General features: G+C 63.1%; 18 protein-coding genes. 12 read left to right on the top strand and 6 right to left on the bottom strand.

Annotated features, from left to right (window positions below; all coding sequences use genetic code 11):
• Positions 1-10 precede the first annotated feature (10 nt).
• From treY to cueR, 3 genes are all read left to right on the top strand, one after another.
• Positions 11-2620, top strand: coding sequence for a malto-oligosyltrehalose synthase (treY, locus tag HJB83_RS26740; protein ID WP_221132940.1), 2610 nt, complete (start codon positions 11-13; stop codon positions 2618-2620).
• Positions 2621-2729: 109 nt separating this feature from the next.
• On the top strand, positions 2730-5249 hold the full coding sequence (locus HJB83_RS26735; RefSeq protein WP_221132939.1) for a heavy metal translocating P-type ATPase: 2520 nt from the start codon (positions 2730-2732) through the stop codon (positions 5247-5249).
• A 9-nt stretch (positions 5250-5258) separates the two neighbouring features.
• Positions 5259-5648: a Cu(I)-responsive transcriptional regulator gene (gene cueR / locus HJB83_RS26730; RefSeq protein ID WP_207585427.1), complete on the top strand. Its 390-nt coding sequence runs from the start codon at positions 5259-5261 to the stop codon at positions 5646-5648.
• Between the two features lie 26 nt (positions 5649-5674).
• On the opposite strand, the gene HJB83_RS26725 is transcribed toward cueR, so the two are convergent.
• Positions 5675-5983: a hypothetical protein gene (locus tag HJB83_RS26725; protein ID WP_207585426.1), complete on the bottom strand. Its 309-nt coding sequence runs from the start codon at positions 5981-5983 to the stop codon at positions 5675-5677.
• 177 nt (positions 5984-6160) lie between these two features.
• Between HJB83_RS26725 and HJB83_RS26720 the strand changes: the two genes are divergently transcribed.
• Genes HJB83_RS26720 through HJB83_RS26710 form a run of 3 tightly spaced genes read left to right on the top strand, consistent with a single transcriptional unit; the run spans position 6161 to position 8185 of the window.
• Positions 6161-6700, top strand: coding sequence for a sigma-70 family RNA polymerase sigma factor (locus HJB83_RS26720; protein WP_207585425.1), 540 nt, complete (start codon positions 6161-6163; stop codon positions 6698-6700).
• Positions 6687-7454 carry an anti-sigma factor gene (locus tag HJB83_RS26715; RefSeq protein WP_207585424.1) on the top strand — a complete coding sequence of 256 codons (768 nt, stop codon included), beginning with the start codon at positions 6687-6689 and terminating at the stop codon, positions 7452-7454. The genes HJB83_RS26720 and HJB83_RS26715 overlap by 14 nt, the downstream gene beginning before the upstream one ends.
• A 20-nt stretch (positions 7455-7474) precedes the next feature.
• Positions 7475-8185 carry a Bax inhibitor-1/YccA family protein gene (locus HJB83_RS26710; protein ID WP_164012461.1) on the top strand — a complete coding sequence of 237 codons (711 nt, stop codon included), beginning with the start codon at positions 7475-7477 and terminating at the stop codon, positions 8183-8185.
• A gap of 175 nt (positions 8186-8360) precedes the next feature.
• Here HJB83_RS26710 and HJB83_RS26705 read toward each other — a convergent pair whose 3' ends face one another.
• The 4 genes from HJB83_RS26705 to repA form a co-directional block, all read right to left on the bottom strand.
• On the bottom strand, positions 8361-9494 hold the full coding sequence (locus HJB83_RS26705) for an RHE_PE00001 family protein (protein WP_207585422.1): 1134 nt from the start codon (positions 9492-9494) through the stop codon (positions 8361-8363).
• Between the two features lie 179 nt (positions 9495-9673).
• Entirely contained in the window at positions 9674-10888 is a 1215-nt protein-coding gene (repC, locus tag HJB83_RS26700) for a plasmid replication protein RepC (protein ID WP_221115595.1), read from the bottom strand.
• Positions 10889-11041: 153 nt separating this feature from the next.
• Complete coding sequence (gene repB / locus HJB83_RS26695) at positions 11042-12037, bottom strand: plasmid partitioning protein RepB (protein ID WP_207585420.1); 996 nt, start codon at positions 12035-12037, stop codon at positions 11042-11044.
• A complete protein-coding gene (gene repA, locus HJB83_RS26690; protein WP_164012453.1) occupies positions 12034-13230 on the bottom strand; it encodes a plasmid partitioning protein RepA in 1197 nt (398 codons plus the stop codon). Before repA ends, repB begins: the two co-directional genes overlap by 4 nt.
• 202 nt (positions 13231-13432) lie before the next feature.
• On the opposite strand from repA, the gene cobF reads away from it, so the two are divergent.
• From cobF to HJB83_RS26665, 5 genes are all read left to right on the top strand, one after another.
• On the top strand, positions 13433-14197 hold the full coding sequence (gene cobF, locus HJB83_RS26685; protein WP_207585419.1) for a precorrin-6A synthase (deacetylating): 765 nt from the start codon (positions 13433-13435) through the stop codon (positions 14195-14197).
• Between the two features lie 71 nt (positions 14198-14268).
• On the top strand, positions 14269-15651 hold the full coding sequence (cobG, locus tag HJB83_RS26680; protein WP_221132938.1) for a precorrin-3B synthase: 1383 nt from the start codon (positions 14269-14271) through the stop codon (positions 15649-15651).
• 2 nt (positions 15652-15653) lie between these two features.
• Positions 15654-16286: a precorrin-8X methylmutase gene (locus tag HJB83_RS26675; protein WP_221132937.1), complete on the top strand. Its 633-nt coding sequence runs from the start codon at positions 15654-15656 to the stop codon at positions 16284-16286.
• A complete protein-coding gene (locus HJB83_RS26670) occupies positions 16283-17014 on the top strand; it encodes a precorrin-2 C(20)-methyltransferase (protein WP_207585416.1) in 732 nt (243 codons plus the stop codon). The genes HJB83_RS26675 and HJB83_RS26670 overlap by 4 nt, the downstream gene beginning before the upstream one ends.
• Entirely contained in the window at positions 17011-17775 is a 765-nt protein-coding gene (locus HJB83_RS26665; RefSeq protein ID WP_221115590.1) for a precorrin-3B C(17)-methyltransferase, read from the top strand. Before HJB83_RS26670 ends, HJB83_RS26665 begins: the two co-directional genes overlap by 4 nt.
• Here HJB83_RS26665 and HJB83_RS26660 read toward each other — a convergent pair.
• Complete coding sequence (locus tag HJB83_RS26660) at positions 17739-18509, bottom strand: cobalt-precorrin-6A reductase (RefSeq protein WP_207585414.1); 771 nt, start codon at positions 18507-18509, stop codon at positions 17739-17741. The genes HJB83_RS26665 and HJB83_RS26660 overlap by 37 nt on opposite strands.
• On the opposite strand from HJB83_RS26660, the gene cbiE reads away from it, so the two are divergent.
• The gene (cbiE, locus tag HJB83_RS26655) at positions 18508-19740 is read left to right on the top strand and encodes a precorrin-6y C5,15-methyltransferase (decarboxylating) subunit CbiE (RefSeq protein WP_207585413.1); all 1233 of its coding nucleotides are present in this window, start codon (positions 18508-18510) and stop codon (positions 19738-19740) included. The two genes, HJB83_RS26660 and cbiE, sit on opposite strands and share 2 nt — an antisense overlap.
• The last annotated feature ends 3 nt before the right edge of the window (positions 19741-19743 follow it).

Below are 19743 nucleotides of genomic sequence, written 5' to 3'. Positions count from 1 at the left end.
AGACGGCCTCATGACACTTCCGACCGCGACCTACCGGATACAATTCCGCAACGGCATGACCTTCGATCGCGTCTGCGACCTCGTTCCCTATCTCAAGACGCTCGGCATCAGCCATCTCTACGCCTCGCCAATCTTCACCGCCGTCAGCGGCTCCACCCACGGTTATGACGTCACCGACGCCAACGAGATCGACCCGGCGCTCGGCGGCCGCGCGGGGTTCGACCGGCTGACGGAGAGCCTCGCTTCGGCCGGCATGGGACTGATCCTCGACATCGTCCCGAACCACATGGCCGCTTCGCCGGAAAACGGCTGGTGGCGCGACGTACTGGCATTCGGCCATCAAAGCGCCTATGCGGGCCACTTCGACATCGACTGGAGCGAGCCGCTGACCCTGCCGCAGCTCGGCCAGGATTTCGAGCGCGCGCTCGCTGATGGCGAGCTGCGCATTACGCTGGACGAAACGCATGGCACCTTCGCCTTCGGTTATTTCGAGACGCTGTTGCCGCTCAACCCCAGCTGTTACGGCGCGATCGCAAACCGGCTCGACGATCCGGTGGCAACGAGAATGGCAGAGGCTGCGGAGGTCACCTCCGGCGAGAACCTCGCCCGGGCGATGCGCGACATCCTCTTCGAAGGCGGCGATCGGGCGATCCTCCGGCAAAAACTCGACGACGTCTCGTCCGACCGCGATTTCCTTAAAAGCCTGCATGAGGGACAGCACTGGCGGCTCACCCATTGGCATGAAGCGGCACGGCATCTGAGCTATCGCCGTTTTTTCGAGGTCACCGGACTGGTCGGTACCCGCGCCGAAAATCCCCCGGTGTTCGAGGACATGCATTGCCTGACGATCGAGCTGGTGCGCCACGGCAAGGTGCAGGGGCTGCGCATCGACCATGTCGACGGGCTCGCCGAACCCAAGGCCTATCTCGACCGGCTGCGGGAAGCGGTCGGGCCCGATACCTATATCGTCGTGGAAAAGATCCTTGGGGCTGGCGAGGTCCTGCCGGAAAGCTGGCCGGTGGCGGGCACCACCGGATATGAATTCATCGCGGCGCTGAGCGAACTCTTCGTCGACGGCGGCGGCCTGCGCAGATTGGACGATGCCTATCGTGGCGTCGCCCGAGAGACAGGCGATCTCGAGGAGGGCCGGCGGCTTGCCAAGCGACAGATGGTCGAGCGCAATTTCGCCGGCGAGACCGGCAGGCTGGTATCGATCGCGGCAGGGGTCTTCCCCCAGATAAACAGAGACGAGATCGCCAAGGCGCTCAGCGAACTGCTGATCGCCTTTCCCGTCTACCGCACCTATGGCGATGGCGGCCCGCTCGCCTGGCAGGATTCAGCCGTCCTTGCCGCGACCGCATCGCAAGCCATGGCAGAGCTCGATGATCGTCGCGCCCTCGACCATGTGCTGAAGCTTCTCGAAGGCAAGGTCGACGGTGATCCAGCCCACGAATTCCGTATCCGCTTCCAGCAGTTGAGCGGGCCTGTGATGGCGAAGGCGACGGAGGATACGCTATTTTACCGCTATAACAGGTTGCTTGCCGCCAACGAGGTCGGCAGCGAACCCGGCAAGGCGCCCGACGGTCCGGACGGATTCCATCGTCGCATGGCCGAGCGGGCGCGGCTGCAGCCGCACGGGCTGTCGGCAACCGCCACCCACGATACCAAACGCGGCGAGGATGCGCGCGCAAGGCTCTATGCGCTGAGCGAGGGCGCGGATGTGTTCGTGCAGGCGCTGGCGCGCTGGCGTGAGATGAACCGGCCGTGGCTGAAGGACCTGCCGGATGGCGTAGCGCCGGAGCCGAATATCGAATGGATGCTCTATCAGGCGCTGGCCGGCATCTGGCCGGAAGATTTCGACAGAGGACAGATGGAAGAGCTTCGTCAGCGCTTGACCGATTACGCGGTCAAGGCAGTGCGCGAGGCGAAACTCCACACTGATTGGGTGGAACAGGATTCCGCTTACGAAGAAGCGGTGACGACCTATGCAGCGGCGCTGGTGTCGCCCGAGAATGACGCCTTCCTTGAGGATTTCGAAAGGGTGCTGCAGCCCTTCATCGCAGCCGGCTACCTCAACAGCCTGTCGCAGACGCTGCTCAAGCTGACGGCGCCGGGCATTCCCGACATCTACCAGGGCACGGAAGGCTTCGATTTCAGTCTTGTCGATCCCGACAACCGACGCCTGGTCGATCATGCACGGCTGACCGCCTGGCTTGATGAAGCCGGACCGATCGCCAAGCTACAGGCGGCGGCGTTAAAGCAGCGCATCGTCGGGATCGGCCTGCAGCTGCGCCAGCGGCATCCGGACCTCTTTATAAGAGGCGACTATCTGCCGCTGAAGGTGACGGGCAGCCGGCGCGATCATGTGCTGGCTTTTGCCCGGGTGCATGCCAGTGATTTTGCCATCGTCGCCGCACCCCGGCTGATGTTCGGCTGGCTCGACCCGGGCGTGCTGTTTGCCGGCCCGGAATTTTGGGAGGATACGGCGATCGCCGTCCCCTCCCCTCTTCACGGGCTGAAGGCGGATCTGGTGACCGGAAAGACGATCGAACCCGGCGGCAGCATCTCGGTCGCCGCCCTGCTCGGCAGCCAGCCGGTCGGGTTGATCAGCCCGATCTGAGGATCGGGCTGCAGACAAAAATCATCTCCGTCAAAATTAGCGCTTGACCTTCCAGTCGCTGGAAGGTGGATAAGCCTCTCCAACTGCCCCTCGGGCATAGGAGATGGCAATGAATATCAAACACGATCACGACCATCATCACGGCAACGCCCATAACGGCGATCACAGCTGTTGCGGCCATAGCCCGACTACCCCCGCGCCGGTTCGTGACGCCGTCTGTGGTATGACCGTCGATCCAGAGGCCGGCAAACCCTCGCTTGATCATGCGGGCCGCCTCTATCATTTCTGCTCCGAAGGCTGCCGGACGAAGTTTGCAGCTGCGCCGCAGGATTACCTGACCGCGAAAGATCCGGTTTGCGGCATGGACGTCGATCGTTCGACGGCAAAACATTTTCTGAAAGTCGAGGGTGAGAAATACTACTTCTGCTCGGCCGGCTGCCAGACAAAGTTCGAAGCCGATCCCCCAGTCTATCGCGACGGCAAACGCCCTCCGGCAAAGCCGGCACCGAAAGGCACGCTCTATACCTGCCCGATGCATCCGGAGGTCATCAGCGATCGCCCCGGCGACTGCCCGAAATGCGGCATGGCGCTGGAGCCGGCAGGCATTCCTCCGGCCGACGAAGGTCCAAGTCCGGAACTTGTCGATTTCGTCAGACGGCTTTGGGTCAGCGCCATCCTGGCCGTGCCGCTGCTCGCCCTCGGCATGGGTCCGATGCTCGGCCTGCAGCTCCGGGAAATGATCGGCGAACCGCAGGCGACCTATGTCGAACTGCTGCTGGCAACGCCGGTCGTGCTTTGGGCGGCCCTCCCCTTCTTCCGCCGCGCATGGGCCTCGCTCGTCAACCATAGCCCGAACATGTGGACGCTGATCGGTCTCGGCGTCGGCACCGCCTATGTCTACAGCCTCGTCGCCACGCTTGCGCCCGGCATTTTCCCGATGAGCTTTCGTGGCCATGGCGCGGCTGTGCCCGTCTATTTCGAGGCGGCGGCCGTCATCGTCGCCCTGGTTTTCGTCGGCCAGGTGCTGGAACTGAAAGCACGCGAACGCACCGGCTCGGCCATCCGCGCTTTGCTCGACCTTGCGCCGAAGACGGCGCGGCGTATCGATGCCGATGGCGGCGAGAGCGACGTGCCGGTCGAGCAAATCCAGACCGGCGACCGGCTGCGGGTGCGCCCCGGCGAGCGGGTTCCGGTGGACGGCTCCGTCCTCGAGGGCCAGTCGACCGTCGACGAATCGATGATCTCAGGCGAACCCTTGCCCATCGAGAAATCGACGGGCGATGCGCTGACTGGCGGCACGATCAACAAGAACGGCTCTCTCGTCATGTCGGCCGAGAAGGTCGGCGCCGACATGGTGTTGTCGCGCATCGTCGACATGGTCGCCAAGGCGCAACGCTCGCGGGCGCCGATCCAGGGTGCGGTCGACCGGGTGTCGGCCTTGTTCGTGCCGGCGGTCGTTGCCGCGGCCATCCTTGCCTTTATCGTCTGGGCAGCGATCGGTCCGGAGCCAAGCTTGGCGAATGGCCTGCTTGCCGCCGTCGCCGTTCTGATCATCGCCTGCCCCTGCGCGCTCGGTCTTGCGACGCCGATGTCGATCATGATCGCCACAGGACGCGGCGCTGGGGAAGGCGTGCTGATCAAGGACGCCGAAGTGCTGGAGCGTTTTTCCAAGGTCGATACGCTGATCGTCGACAAGACCGGTACACTGACCGAGGGAAAGCCGAAGCTTACCGACATCGTCGCTTTCGGCGGAATCGAGGAAACCCGGCTGCTGTCGCTGGCGGCAAGCCTGGAGCGCGGCTCCGAACATCCGCTGGCCGACGCGATCGTTTCCGGCGCCGAAGAGCGCGGTGTCGCCTTCGTCGAGATCACCGGTTTCGAGGCGAAGACCGGCAAAGGTGTTCAGGGCCTCGCCGGCGACACAAACATAGCGCTCGGCAATGCGGCGATGCTCGCCGATCTCGGCATCGATCCGTCGGCGCTTGCCGAGAAGACCGAAGCCCTGCGCCGCGAGGGCAAGACGGTGATGTTCGTGGTATTGGATGGCGCGCTTGCCGGTCTCGTCGCCGTTGCCGACCGGATCAAGCCGACGACATCAGCCGCCATCAAGGCGCTGCATGACAGCGGCCTGAAGATCATCATGGCGACGGGAGACAACGAGCGCACGGCGCGTGCGGTGGCAAAAAGCCTCGGCATCGACGAGGTCCGCGCCGACCTGTTGCCGGAGGGCAAAAGCGCGCTGATCGACGAGCTGCGTGCAAAAGGCGCGGTCATCGCCATGGCCGGAGACGGCGTCAACGACGCGCCGGCGCTTGCTGCCGCCGATGTCGGCATCGCCATGGGCACCGGCGCGGACGTTGCGATGGAAAGCGCCGGCATCACCCTGGTAAGGGGCGATCTCACCGGCATCGTCAGGGCGCGGCGGCTGGCGGAGGCGACGATGCGCAACATCCGCCAGAATCTCGGCTTCGCCTTCGGCTATAATGCGCTCGGCGTGCCGGTCGCAGCCGGCGTGCTCTACCCGATCTTCGGGTTGCTGCTGTCGCCGATGATCGCGGCGGCGGCGATGAGCCTCTCGTCCGTCTCGGTGATTTCAAATGCGCTGAGACTGCGTTTTGCAAAATTATAGGAGATGGCGATGAATATCGGCGAAGCATCGGAACGCTCCGGCCTGCCTTCGAAGACCATCCGCTACTACGAGGATATCGGCCTTATCCGCCCTGAAAGGGGCGGAAACGGCTACCGCGATTATGCCGCGACCGACGTTCACAAGCTGCGCTTCCTGCAGCGCTCGCGCGGCCTCGGCTTTTCCGTCGACGAGTGCCGGCAATTACTGGCGCTCTACGAGGACAAAAGCCGGGCGAGTGCCGACGTCAAGGACATCGCTGAGAGCAAGCTTGCCGAGATCGACCGCAAAATCCGCGATCTCTCGGAATTGCGCCGCACGCTGGAACACCTCGTGCATGCCTGCCATGGCAATGACCGGCCGGACTGTCCGATCCTCGAAGGGCTTTCGGACGGGGGCTGACATTTCAGGAGGGCGGCCGGCGCGCTTCAGGAAAGCTGCGGCATGTTCTGGTTGGCCGCCTGCGCCGATTGAGCCCGCTCGTCGGGCTCCTCGTCTTCGCCGTCATCCAGCACGCCGTCATCCAGCCGATGTTTGATCGCAAGCGCATAGATCACGTCGAGAATATTGCGGTCCCTGAGATGAGGATCGGTCAGGGCGAGAAGCGAGGCCCGGACGATCTTCCTGCTGGTGGCCTTTGGACAACGCGCCTTGACGAAATCATAAAGCGCCTGATCCGTCAGCCCTTCCATGGCGCCGTCTACGAGAGCTTCGTAGACCCGCTTCTTTTCCTTCATTCTTGAATTTCCCCTTCAAATCAGCGGCGTCATGATCTGTCATGTAATTGTCATAAACAACCGCGGATTTCGGGCGCCGGTCCGCTGGAGAGGCTAATTGAAGACGGTATTCTCGGCCGGCATGATTTTTTTATTCTCGCCGGGAATAAGATCTGCCGCACTGACGTATACTCAATCATGGAACGCAAAGAACGCCCCTTCGACGTCATCGGACAGCTTGCAGCGCTCAGGCGCTACGCACGCTCGCTGGTGCGCAATTCGGACGAGGCGGAGGATCTGGTGCATGATGCGCTGGTGCGGGCGCTGGAGAAGAAGAAGAGCTTCCGCAGCGGCGGCAATCTTCGCACCTGGCTGCTCTCCATCCTGCACAACGCTCATATCGACCGTCTGCGCCAGAACCGGTCGCTGACGCGCCGCCACGACGAGGCGGCTGTCGAAGCCGAGCAGTCGCTGCCGGCCGGCCAGGAACATGCCGTGCGCCTGCGGCAGGTGCGCAACGCCTTCTTCGGCCTGCCGGAGGAACAGCGCGAGGCCCTGCATCTCGTTGCGATCGAAGACCTGTCCTACCAGGAAGCCGCCAATGCGCTCGGTATTCCGGTGGGGACGCTGATGTCGCGCATCTCCCGCGCCCGCGCGCAATTGCGCGAATTCGAGGAGAAGACGCCGCGTGTTTCGCATCTGAGAATTATCGGAGGGGACGGCAATGAAAGCAATTGATCCGATCCTCGATGCCGATCTCGACGCCTATGTGGATGGCGAGCTCGATGTCGCCCGCCGCATCCAGGTAGAATCGTATCTTTCCGACCACCCGGCGATTGCCGCCAAGGTCATGGCCGACCTCAGCGTGAAGGGCGAGCTGCGCTTGGCGCTTGCCGGCGAAAGTGCCTTCGGCCGCCCCGAGACCCGCGACGCCGCCCGCCGGCTGGAACGTGGCCTTTCCTACGGCCGCATTTTTCATTCCATGCAGCGCATTGCCGCTGTCGGTATCCTGATTACCGCCGGCTGGGTGGCGCACAATTCCTTCGGCGCTTTTTCGGCAACCGAGGTATCGGCCTCCGTCCCAGCGCCCGCCTATGTCGAGGATGCCGTCCGCGCCTATCAGACCGCCGCATTGCGCCAGTCGATGCCGCCGCAGACGCCGGCCACCTATAGCGCTGACGATATTCGCGCCGCCACCGCGATCGTGATGCCTGAACTGCCGAAGGACTGGAAGGTCGCCGACGTGCAGATCTTCCCGTCCGAATTCGGCCCCAGCGTCGAGATGGCGATCGAGGTGCCGGAGGGAAAGCGGCTGTCGCTTTTCGCCGTCCGTCCAGGCGCCTTCGAGGTCAAGCCGGTCAGCCATCTCGCATTGGCAAAAGCAGAAGCCGCCTATTGGCAGATCGGCGAGGTCGCCTATGCGCTGATCGCCGACGAAAGCGGTCTCAATCTCGACCAGGCGGCCGAACGGCTCGCCCGCTCGCTCTATTAGTTCAAACCGAGGAGATCAGCATGAACCCGATCAATCCCCGCTACGGCGCCGTGGCCGGCACCCAGGCCGTCTTCGACGAAGGCCTGCGCCAGCACATGCTGCGCGTCTACAATTACATGTCTCTTGGCCTGGTCATAACCGGCCTCGTCGCCTTCGTTGTCGGCTCGACGCCGGCCCTATACGTGCCGATCTTCGGCTCGCCGCTGAAGTGGGTGGTGATGCTGGCACCGCTCGCCTTCGTATTCTTCTTCTCGTTCCGCATCCAGACGATGTCGGCCAGCACCGCGCAGATCACCTTCTGGGCCTTCTGCGCCGTGATGGGCCTGTCGCTTGCCTCCGTCTTCCTGGTGTTCACCGGAATGAGCATCGCGCGGACCTTCTTCATCACCGCCACGATGTTCGGCGCCACCAGCCTTTACGGCTATGCGACCAAGCGTGACCTATCGCGCATGGGCTCGTTCCTGATGATGGGCCTGTTCGGCGTTATCATCGCCAGCGTCGTCAATATCTTCCTGGGTTCGAGCGCGCTGCAGTTCGCCATCTCGGTGATCGGCATCGTCGTCTTCGTCGGCCTCACCGCCTACGACACGCAGAACATCAAGGAACAATATTCGGAAAACTTCGATCAGGAATCGAACCAGAAGCTCGCCGTCTTCGGCGCACTCTCGCTCTACCTGAACTTCGTCAACATCTTCCAGCTTCTGCTCAACTTCACGGGCGAGCGGGAATAGGGACCGCGCTTCTGGGGGCAAAGGAAGCGCAAGAGCGCCCGGTCTGCACTCTGTGACAGGATGGCAGACCGGGTGTTCACCTAAATGCCTATCGCCCGGAAGTGTGCAGCGGTTCCGGGCGATAGGCATAAGTAAAGAGCTGGAGCGGCCGGGTCATCCCCGGCCGCTCTTATTTTCAGATGATGCCCCACGCGCGGTAGCGGCCGCGGCCGGTGATTTCACGAATGCCGATCTCGTTGACGAGGTTCAGAGCGCCGCGCGGCGTGATGCGCAAATGGCGGGCAACCATCGCCGCCGAGACCATCGGCCGCGACAGGATGAAATCGGCAAGGTCCGGCAGGCTGCTGTTCGAACGGCGGCCGCGAAAGCGCAGTTCCATCTGTGTACGGGCGAGCGACAACCGGTCGAGTTCCTTGAGTCCGGCCGCAGCACCGAGATGCATCGCCTCCAGGAAGGCCTGCAGCCGTGTGGCCCGGTCGCGCGCCCGGCGACGTTCATGGCGCACCAGCTTCAGCCCACCGTAAAAAGAGAAGAGATGCGAGGTGACCTTGCCGCGGGCGCGCAGATGGCTTGCGACCAGAAGACCGCCGAGCCAGTGCTGACGTCGCAACGGCTCGATCCTTTCCCAGGCTTCGAAAAGGATGACGGCGCCGAGAACCGGCGGCAAACTTTCGGCCAATGGCTGTACGCTCCGCCACTCCGCAAGCCGCTGTTCCTCATCCCATTCGTCATCACCCAGCAAGCCGAGAGGATCGTCATTGCGCCTTGCCGGGGCAACCGCGGCCGTTTCGCTTGCCGGGGCTTTGCCGGTATGGATATCGAGCAGCTTCTGCGAGCGGGCAAGAAGCGCATCGATCTCCGCCATCTCGGCCGCGAGCGGCCCGTCCTCATCGCCGCCCTCTTCTTCGGTCTCGAGCGTAACGGCGAGGCTGTTTACCTCCGGCACTTTCCCCTCCCCTTCCCCGAGCGTCGCGGTTAGCGTCGCAAGTCCCGAAGCTCCCAGCGCCCAGGTCGGCTCGCCGGTCCAGATGCGCCGACGTGCCCGCAGCACCGAGTGAGCGATCGTCAGTTCGTGGCTGGGTGCCCGGCTATCCATATGCGCATCGTGCAAAACCAGATCCTCGACATGCACGAGTTCGCCGGCCACCCAGAGCGCGCCGGCAGCATCGAAGAAATGGCTGCGTTCGGCAAAGCCCTCACCGACCGGCGCGCGCAACACCCGCTCGTCCAAGCGTGCCACGGCGTCCTCCGCCGCAGCAAGGGACGGAAGCAGGGTTTGAAGCATCACACCGTCGATATCGTAGCGCATTGTTAAGCTTTACGGTTTTTCACAAATGGAAGCAAAACCTATGTTTCCTTCCGCCATCTATGACATGGTTAACGGCGCTTTTCAACAAAAGGCCACGAGGAAGCGGTCGAGTTTGCCTGGGCGACCGGCAGCATTCCCTTCTAGCTGTTGCACCTGGCGCGAAACGTTTTCAGCCCCGCTCATCCGGTTTTCCTTGCTGCCGGACCACTTGCCCGCATGAGCGCCATCAGCATCGGCCCAAGCGAGAATTCGCCGCGCTCTGCCCGCCGCGTCAGGTCTCGCAGATAGCCGCCGGCCGAGTTGATATGCCCGCCTCTTTCCAGGATGCAGGCGATCACCGTCGCGGCGTTCTCCGGTCCCATGACCTCGCAAGCCAGCTGATAGGCGCTGGGGCTGACGCCGAGCGTCGAGCGGACGATGACGGCAGCCGCCATCAGATCCCGCCAACTGCCGATCCCACCGCCTGGCCCATAAGCGACGATCTCCGGGCAGGCCTGCAGCACCATGGCAAGCGGGAAGGACTTTGGCGTCTCCCGCCACGGCTGCGGTTCTTCCTCCGGTTTTGCGCCCTGCTTCGGTTCGAAGCCTGGTTCAAGTTCAGATAGAGAGTGTGGGTTTGAATTATGTATGTGCCGACCGTTTTGGCCATCATTGGCGTCTGGTTTATGTGATTTCGTCTTCAATTCCAGCGTCTTGATGATCATTTCGCGGAAGGCTTCGAGATCAGTCAGCAGGCTCTCCATCTCGGCGGACGACGGGCGCCGCGGCAGGCTTGCCGAGAGAAGATTGAAATGCTTCTGCATCTCGATCCATTCGCCGGCAATTTCTTCTTCCAGCGCGATCTCGATGAGTTTGGCGATGTCACGCCGGCAAAGTGTCAGACGCTCCCGCAGGCGCTTCCATTCGAGCTTGCCGGCAAGCACCTGAGCCGCCTGCGCCTCGATCTCGCCAGCGCGCACCAGGAGCGGCGCCAGGCTGAAGCCGAAGGCCTCTCCAAGCCCGCCCTGACCGTTACGACGGGCAAAACGTTTACCGTTCGGGCTATCCCGCCGGATAATCAGGCCGGCCTCCACCAGCATCGCCAAGTTCCGCCGCAGCGTCGTGCCGGCCATGCCATGCGTGCGCAGCGACAACTGCTCGTTCGACGGAAAGACGACGAAACCGTTGGCCTCGGCAATCTCGTTCTTCGGATAAAAGGTCAACAGCGCGTTGAGAACAGCGAGCGCACGGTCCGATACGCCGACCATGTCCTTTGCTTCGCAGAGCGCGCGAAAGATCTTCCACTTATCGACCGATGCGTCCGGATCGACCTTACTGGCATTTTCCTGGCTTGCCAGCATGCCAAGCGTCATCGATCGCCGCCCAAAGGGCGTCGATACATATTGAGGCTCCATGTCCCTCACCTTTTCTCAAGGCAAAAGAAATCTGCCACCCAAAAGGATGCCGAAGATGCTTGACAGCGATTCGAGGAAGTGCGATTCTCAGATTGTCCAGATATGAGAAAGGCTTCCGCGACGGCAACGTTCGGAGGCTTTTTCTTTTGCGGCCTACTCTCCTGCTTGCAACTTGCCGGCCCGATAGGCTTCGTAAAGCTCATCGAGACGACGTGAAATGTAAGCGCCGAAATCCGGCGCATCGCCGGTTTTCAACGCAATCGTAAAGGAATTGCCGGCGCTCTTGATTCGGCCGGCAATCTTGCCGCCGCTCTTCGGCTTCCAGTCATATTCCGTGGGTTCGGGCTTCGCCTCTTTCCTGGCGAGCTCGGCAACCAAAAGCTCGAAGCGACGGTCGCTTTCCTCAGCCGTGAACCGTTGCGAACCGATGAGCTTGGCAAGCCGCGCGGCTGTCATTCCGTTCCAGTCCTGGGCAAGCGCCATCCATTTACGACGCCCGATACCGGGTGCGGCTCCGACCGACCTGACGATGTCGGCCGGGATCGCTTTGGCGACGGAGATCAGCTTCGACAGCTCGGTCTTGTCGGTCGACAGTGCCTTCATGATGACGGGACGCTCGAACCCCTTGAGTTCGAGATTGAGGGCAAAGACAGCCCGCTCGATATAGGAAAGGTTCCGGCGCGCTGAATTCTCGATGCCTTGGGCGATGACGACATCGGTATCGTCGAGCTTACGGACGATCGCCTGCACCTTGCGCCCCAGCAGCTTGACGGCCTGCAGGCGGCGGTGACCGTAAGCGATCTGATAGCGCTCGTCGTCATCGGGATGGCGGCGCACAAGAACCGGCACTTCCTGACCGTTCTCGGCAATCGACTGCACCAGCTCGTCCTCGATATCGAGTGGATGATCGGCGAGGCGATCGCGGACGAAGGAGGAATCGATCAGATCTGGATCGAGCTCGACGATGCGTTCGCCGGAGAGCAAAGCCTCCTGCATCGCCCTGCTCTCTTCCTCCATGCGTCCAAGCGTCAAGGCCATCGTCCGAACCGGCCCGGCCGATCCGCGCAAAGACGTCTCTTCGTAGTTGGCCGCGGCCAACTCCTGCGCCGTATCGTCGAAAAGACCTTTCAGGCGATCGCGTCTGCTCATGTGCGGCCCCAGGCTTTGTGAATACCGGCGAGAACTTCGCCGTTGGCGGCATTGACCGATTCCAGCGCCCGATCATAGGTCGAGCGGCGCACCTGCCCCTTCTCGATCTCGAAGAGCGTCTGCTTGGTCAGGCCGGCATCGGCGATCGCCGTCGATTTGAGAATTGTCGCCGTCAACACGTCATCGCTGAACAGGCTGCGCAGCAGCGCGACGATCTGCGACTGCGGGGCATCGAAGGGTTCGTGACGGGTCACGACATATTTGATGAAATCGTGTTGCAGATCGCCGCCCGCCTTGCGCACCACGGAGAGCAGATCCGAGGTCATCAGCAGGAATTGCGACATGGAGGCGACGTCAACCATCTGCGGATGGATGGTGATAAGCAGCGACGTGGCGGCACAGACGGCGCCGAGCGTCAGGTAACCGAGCTGCGGCGGGCAGTCGATCACCACGACATCGTAATCGGCCTCGACCTCGGCAATCGCCATGCCGACGCGGCGGAAGAACAGTTCGCCCGGCCGCTGGCGATCACTGAGCGCCCGCGGCGTCTCATGCTCGAATTCCATCAATTCAAGATTGCCCGGCACCAGATCGAGACCATCGAAATACGTCTTGCGGACAATGTCCTTCAGCGGCTTGCGATCGGCATCGTAGCGAATTGCGCCATAAAGCGTATCACCATCGGAAAGATCGAATTCGGGCTGGACGCCGAGCATCGAAGAGAGTGAGGCCTGCGGATCAAGATCGATGGCCAGCACCCGATAACCCGCCAGCGCCAGATACTGGGCCAGATAAAGCGTGGTCGTGGTCTTGGCCGAGCCGCCCTTGAAATTGGTGACGGCAACCGTCTGCAGCTTCTCGCCGGGGCGCCGCCAGGGAAGGTAGGACAGCGCATCCTTCGGCTTCAGCTTTGCCATATAATGGCGCAATTCATTGATCTGGCCAAGCGTATAGGAACGCCGGCCATTCTGGGAAAGTTCCGGCTGCGGCCCCTTGCCATCCAGCGAAAGCTGGCGAAGATAGCCGTCGGAGACGCCGATCATCTGAGCGGCCTCGCCGGAAGAAAATGTGCGCAGCGTCTTTTGCGACAGCGGCGGAAACAGCTTTTCGCGCAACAGCTTCAGTTGCCGCGAAAGCTGGTTCGCATGCCGCTCGATCCGCACATCTGTCGTCGATACGCTAATGTTGTCCAAAACACTCAATCCTTTTCGATGCGCTTTTTCGTCAACATAGCGTCAAAAAGCGTATTGAAGGTGACACGATTCGCAATTTGCGGCAACAATAGGGGCGGAGAAGCCGTTTCGGCCCGGTTGGCCGCGGCCAACTCTCTGCCATCGCCCTTGCGGAGCACCGGCTTTTTCGGCAAGACCGCCGGGACTCATGGGGACTATCGGCTTGAAGCACATCCATATCATCGGCATCGGCACAGGCAATCCGGAGCACGTCACCATACAGGCGATCAACGCGATGAACGCCGCCGATGTGGTCTTCTTGCCGGTCAAAGGGACTGGCAAGGAAGAGCTTGCCGAGATCCGCCGCGAGATCTGCGAACGATATATCACGCGGCCAGACACCAGGATTTGCGAATTCGCGGTGCCGCAGAGGCAGACGGCAGACAGAACCTATCCGCAAAGCGTCGATGCCTGGCACGGTGAGATCGCCCGCATCTATAGGGAGCTGATCTCCGGCCTGCCGGAAGACGGCGGCGGCGCTTTTCTCGTCTGGGGTGATCCCAGCCTCTACGACAGCACGATCCGCATCATCGAACGCGTGCGGCAGGAAACCGGTCTGGATTTCGATTACGGCGTTATTCCCGGCATCACCAGCATTCAGGCCTTGGCGGCCAGCCACAAAATTCCGGTCAACCTTGTCGGCAAGCCGATCGAGATCACCACTGGGCGCAGGCTGGCGCATGACGGGCTTTTGACCGACAGCACGATCGTCATGCTCGACGGCGAACAGGCTTTTGCAAAGATCGACGAAGCCGACGCCGAAATCTTCTGGGGCGCCTATCTCGGCACCAAGGACGAGATCGTCAGATCGGGACGGCTTGGGGATATCGCCACGGAGATTCTGGCGCTCCGCGCCGAGGCCAGGCAAAGGCACGGCTGGATCATGGATATCTATCTGCTGCGCAAAGGACGGGATTTCGAGGAATAGCTGGCCGGACCTTTTCCACATGTTTTGCCGGGCCGGCTGCGATCATGTAAGAAATGGTCAGAGGATCAGGAATGAGCATTGAGGCCGAAACGGCGATCGACAGAACAGGTAAAGCGGATCTGCACGGCCGCCCGGCGGCGGCGATGCGCAGGCGCGGCGCCTGCCCCGCCCTGGCAGCGCCTATGCCGACCGGCGACGGCCTGCTGGTGCGGCTGCGGCCGGCCGGCGGCGCGCTGACGTTGGCGCAATTCGCCGGACTTGCTCGCTCGGCCGCGGCACATGGAAACGGCATCCTCGAGATCACCGCGCGCGGCAATCTGCAGATCCGCGGACTGCTGGCCGAGACCGTCGGACAGCTTGCTGCCGATATCGATGCCGCCGGGATCACCGTGCCGGACGGGCCGGCGATCGAGATCTCGCCGCTGCATGGTATCGACCCGGAAGAGAAAAACGACCCGGCAGCAATGGAAATGGCCTTGCGCAGCACGCTCCACGATCTCATCACCTCGCCGCGGCTCGCGCCGAAGCTGTCGATCGTCGTCGACGGCGGCGGAGCCTTCGGGCTGTCGGCACTTTCCGCCGATATCCGCATCGTCGCGCAATCCGACGCAGATTGGCTTGTCGCGATCAATGGCGATGGTGAGACAGCAATGCCGGTGGCAATCGGTCCAGCCGAGACGGCGGTATCAGCCGTCGGCGAGGTTCTGAGCGTGCTGGCAGCCCTCGGGCAGGGCAGGCGGGCAAGGGATATCGACCCGGCGCTTCTGCGGGCGCGTTTTCCGGCTATGGATAACATCCGCTTCATTCCGTCGCGGGCGGCAAGCATACCGTTTCCGGGCCCGCATCGGCTTGCGGACGGCAAAATCGTGCTCGGCGTCCGGCCGGAATTCGGACAGATGCGAGCGTCGGATCTGATCGCTCTGCTCGATCTCGCCGACGCCCATGGTGCAACGGCCATCCGGCTGACGCCCGGTCGCGGTTTCTTTTTCATCGGCCTGCCGGCAGATACAGTGCCGGCTATGCAGATCGCCGCAGCCGGCCGTGGTTTCAGCGCGCAGCCCGGCGACAACAGCGAGCACATCGCCGCCTGCGCCGGGGCCGGCGCCTGCGGCTCCGCCTTCTACGAGACCAGAAGTCTGGCGCGCCGCATCCTTGCCGCAGCACCGGGCCTTTTCGACGGTTCGCTGATGCTGCATCTGTCCGGCTGTGCCAAGGGTTGCGCTCATGCGCGGCCGGCGCTGACCCTGACGGGTTCGGCGGCAGGTTACGACCTGATCCTCAACGGGTTGGCGGCGGATCGGCCGGACGAACGGATCGCTGGCGGTCGGATCGATTTCGCTATAGAGAGGCTCGCCCGGTCCATCGAAGACAACAGAGGCGCTGGCGAATCGGCTGCTGCCTGCCTTACACGGCTTGGCGCAACCGGTGTTTCGAAGGCGCTGCGACAGGAATAGGAATGCCAGACTACGATTATATCCGCAGCGGCGACGCGATCTACGAGCGTTCCTTTGCGATCATCCGCGCCGAAGCCGATCTTTCGCGCTTCACCGAAGATCAGGCCGAAATTGCCGTGCGCATGATCCATGCCTGCGGGCTGGTCGAGGCGGCCGAACATTTCCTGTTCTCCGCCGATCTCGTCAGTGCCGCGCGCGACGCGCTGAAGGGCGGGGCGCCGATCTTCTGCGACGCGGAAATGGTATCCCAGGGCGTGACCCGGGCGCGGTTGCCGGCGCTGAACGAGGTGATCTGCACGCTGCGCGATCCCGCCACCCCGGAACTAGCGCGCGAGACCGGCAATACGCGATCGGCCGCCGCCATGCATCTCTGGCTCGATCGGCTCGGCGGAAGCGTCGTGGCGATCGGCAATGCCCCGACCGCGCTGTTTCATCTGCTCGAACTCCTGCGCGACGGCGCTCCGAAACCCGCAGCAATTCTCGGCATGCCTGTCGGCTTTGTCGGCGCGGCGGAATCGAAGGATGCGCTGGCGGAGAATTCCTACGGCGTACCCTTTGCCATCGTGCGCGGCCGGCTCGGTGGCAGCGCCATGACGGCAGCCGCCATCAATGCATTGGCGAGGCCGGGCCTATGACCACAAGCGGCCGTCTTATCGGCGTCGGCACGGGTCCCGGCGACCCCGAGCTTCTGACCCTCAAGGCCGTACGCGCCATCGAAAGCGCTGACGTGATTGCCTATTTCGCCAAGCAGGGCAGGGGGGGCAACGGCAAGGCGATCGTCGAACCACTGCTGAAATCCGGCGTGACGCTGCTACCGCTTTACTATCCCGTCACCACCGAGATCGACAAGAACGACGAACGCTACCAGAGCCTGATCACCGAATTCTACGACCGGTCCGCCGAAGCCGTCGCCGGCCATCTCGATGCCGGGCTGACCGTCGCCGTGCTCAGCGAGGGCGATCCGCTGTTTTACGGCTCCTATATGCATCTGCATATCCGGCTTTCCCAGCGCTACCCGACCGAGGTCATCCCCGGCATCAGCGCCATGTCGGGTTGCTGGTCCCTGGCGGGCATGCCCATCGTCCAAGGTGACGATGTGCTTTCCGTACTGCCCGGTACGATGGCGGAGACCGAGCTGACGCGCCGTCTCGCCGATACGCAAGCCGCCGTCATCATGAAGGTCGGCCGCAATCTGCCGAAGATCCGCCGGGCCTTGGCGGCGGCCGGCCGGCTTGCCGAAGCCGTCTATGTCGAGCGCGGCACCATGGCGAATGCGGCGATGGAAAAGCTTGCCGACCGGACCGACGGCGACGCGCCGTATTTTTCGCTGGTGCTGGTGCCGGGCTGGGAGAAGAGCCGATGAGCGGCAGGCTTTTCGTGATCGGCACCGGCCCCGGTAATCCCGAGCAGATGACGCCGGAAGCGCTGGCCGCTGTCGAAGCGGCGACGGATTTCTTCGGTTACGGACCCTATCTCGACAGGCTGCAGCTCCGCGACGATCAGCTGCGGCATGCCTCGGACAATCGCGAGGAGTTGGGCAGGGCAGGGGCCGCACTTTCGATGGCGGCAGACGGCGCCATGGTTTGCGTCGTCTCCGGCGGCGACCCCGGCGTCTTTGCCATGGCTGCTGCCGTCTGCGAGGCGATCGAGAACGGCCCGGGAGCATGGCGGGCGGTCGATCTCACCATCCTACCCGGCATCACGGCGATGCTGGCCGTGGCGGCAAGAGCCGGGGCGCCGCTTGGCCACGACTTCTGCGCCATATCGCTGTCTGACAATCTAAAGCCTTGGAATATAATAGAAAACCGCCTTGAATTGGCAGCCAAGGCCGGTTTCGTGATCGCCCTCTATAATCCGATCAGCCGGGCGCGGCCTTGGCAGCTCGGCGAAGCCTTCAAGCTGCTGCGCGACCATCTGCCCGCAACGACGCCGGTTATTTTCGGGCGCGCGGCCGGGCGGCCGGACGAGCACATTGCCGTACAGCAGCTGTCGCAGGCCGATGCGTCGATGGCCGATATGGCGACCTGCATCATCATCGGCTCTGCCGAGACGCGGATCGTCACGCGGCCCGGCAGGCTGGACCTTGTCTATACGCCGCGTTTTATGGCGGGGGGAACGAGGTGATCGATCGTCGCCAGCGCCGCCTCGACAGTGTCGACCGTCTTGACTGTGGACGCCGAGGCGCGTGCCACCATCATTACCTCGATGCCGAGCAGGCGGGCTGCCTCAATCTTCGCATAGGTCGCGGCCCCGCCGCTGTTCTTGGCAATGATGGCGTCGATGTGGTGCTGCTTCAGCAAAGCGCTTTCGCCTTCCAGCGTGAACGGGCCGCGATCGAGGAGATAGTCGACATTCGCGAGCGCAAGCGGCCGTTCGACAGGATCAACGCTGCGGATGAGATAGAAATGCTGCGCCGCCGCCTCCGCGTGATGCGCACCCTGCCGGCCGGTCGCCAGAAAGACATGGCGGGGGGAGGGGCCGAGCGCTTCGATGGCAGCCGGGATGCTCTGCACCTCGCGCCAGCGATCGCCCGGCTGGCGTTGCCATTCGGGACGGCGCAGAGCGATTGTGGTTATGCCGCTGGTCTCGGCGGCAAAGGCGGCATTGGCGGAAATGCGCTCGGCGAAAGGATGCGTGGCGTCGATCAGCAGATCATATCCGCCGGCCTTCAGAAAATCGGCGAGCGCCGCAGCACCGCCGAAACCGCCGATGCGAACCGGAACCGGCTGCGCGGCCGGTTTTTCGGTGCGGCCGGCCAGCGACAGAAGAACATCGCAATTTCCCCGTGCCGCCAGGCTTCCGGCGAGCAGACGCGCCTCGCTGGTGCCGCCGAGGATCAGAATGCGAGGTCTTCCCATGTCTGATGTCTCTCCTCGTTGCGGCCCGCGTTGGCTGACTATTATCGGCATCGGCGAAGATGGTCTAGCAGGGCTCGGTGAAGAGGCGAGAAGCCTGATCGCGACCGCCCCTGCCGTCTTCGGTGGCGCGCGCCACCTTGCGCTTGCTGCATCGCTGATATCGGGCGAAAAGTTTTCCTGGCAGAGCCCGTTCGAGCGCTCAATCGATGCCGTCCTTCAAAGGCGTGGAACCCCGGTCGTCGTGCTTGCCTCCGGCGACCCGTTTCTCTACGGCGTCGGCGCAACGCTCTCCCGCCATGTCGCGACGGAAGAGATGCGCACCATCCCGGCGCCGTCGGCCTTCAGCCTAGCCGCGTCGCGTCTCGGCTGGCCGCTGCAGGACGTCGTGACGATTTCGCTGCATGGTAGGCCGATCAACCTGATCCGGTCGCATCTGCACCCCGGGCGGCGCATCATCGCGCTGACCTCGGACGAGGACGGGCCGGGCGATCTGGCTGCCCTGCTTGCCGCCGTGGGTTTCGGTCAGTCGCAGCTTACCGTACTCGAGGCGCTTGGCGGTGATCGGGAACGGCAGAGAAGCACCATGGCAGCCGATTTCGATCTCACCGACGTCGACCCGCTGAACGTCTGCGCACTCGAAATCGCGGCAGGAGAGGGGGCGCGCATTCTGCCTTGTGCCGCAGGAATCGAGGACGCGCTGTTCGAGCATGACGGGCAGATCACCAAACGCGAAATCCGGGCGGTGACGCTGTCGGCGCTGGCGCCGCGTCACGGCGAACTGCTCTGGGATATCGGCGCCGGCTCGGGATCGATCGGCATCGAGTGGATGCTGGCCGATCCGTCGCTGAAGGCAATCGCCATCGAACAATCGCCGGAGCGGGCCGCACGGATTGCCCGCAACGCCTCCACCTTCGGCGTACCGCATCTCGCCGTCGTCGAAGGCACGGCGCCCGATGTACTGACGGGCCTGCCGGAACCGGATGTAATCTTCCTCGGCGGCGGCGGCAGCGAGCCGGGTGTTGTCGATGCCGCGATTGCCGTGCTGAAGCCGGGAGGCCGGCTCGTTGCCAATGCGGTGACGCTGGAGATGGAAGCCGTGCTGCTTACCGAATATGCCAACCGCGGCGGCTCGCTCACACGGATCGAAATATCGCGCGCCGAGGCCATCGGCAGCATGAGCGGCTGGCGGCCGGCGATGCCGGTGACGCAGTGGCGCTGGACGAAAGGATAACGG

The sequence above is a fragment of the Rhizobium sp. NZLR11 genome (assembly GCF_019685115.1).
In the GTDB taxonomy this organism is placed as follows: domain Bacteria; phylum Pseudomonadota; class Alphaproteobacteria; order Rhizobiales; family Rhizobiaceae; genus Rhizobium.
The sequence above is the reverse complement of the archived record's forward strand: the minus strand, read 5'-3'. Positions and strand labels throughout refer to the sequence as shown.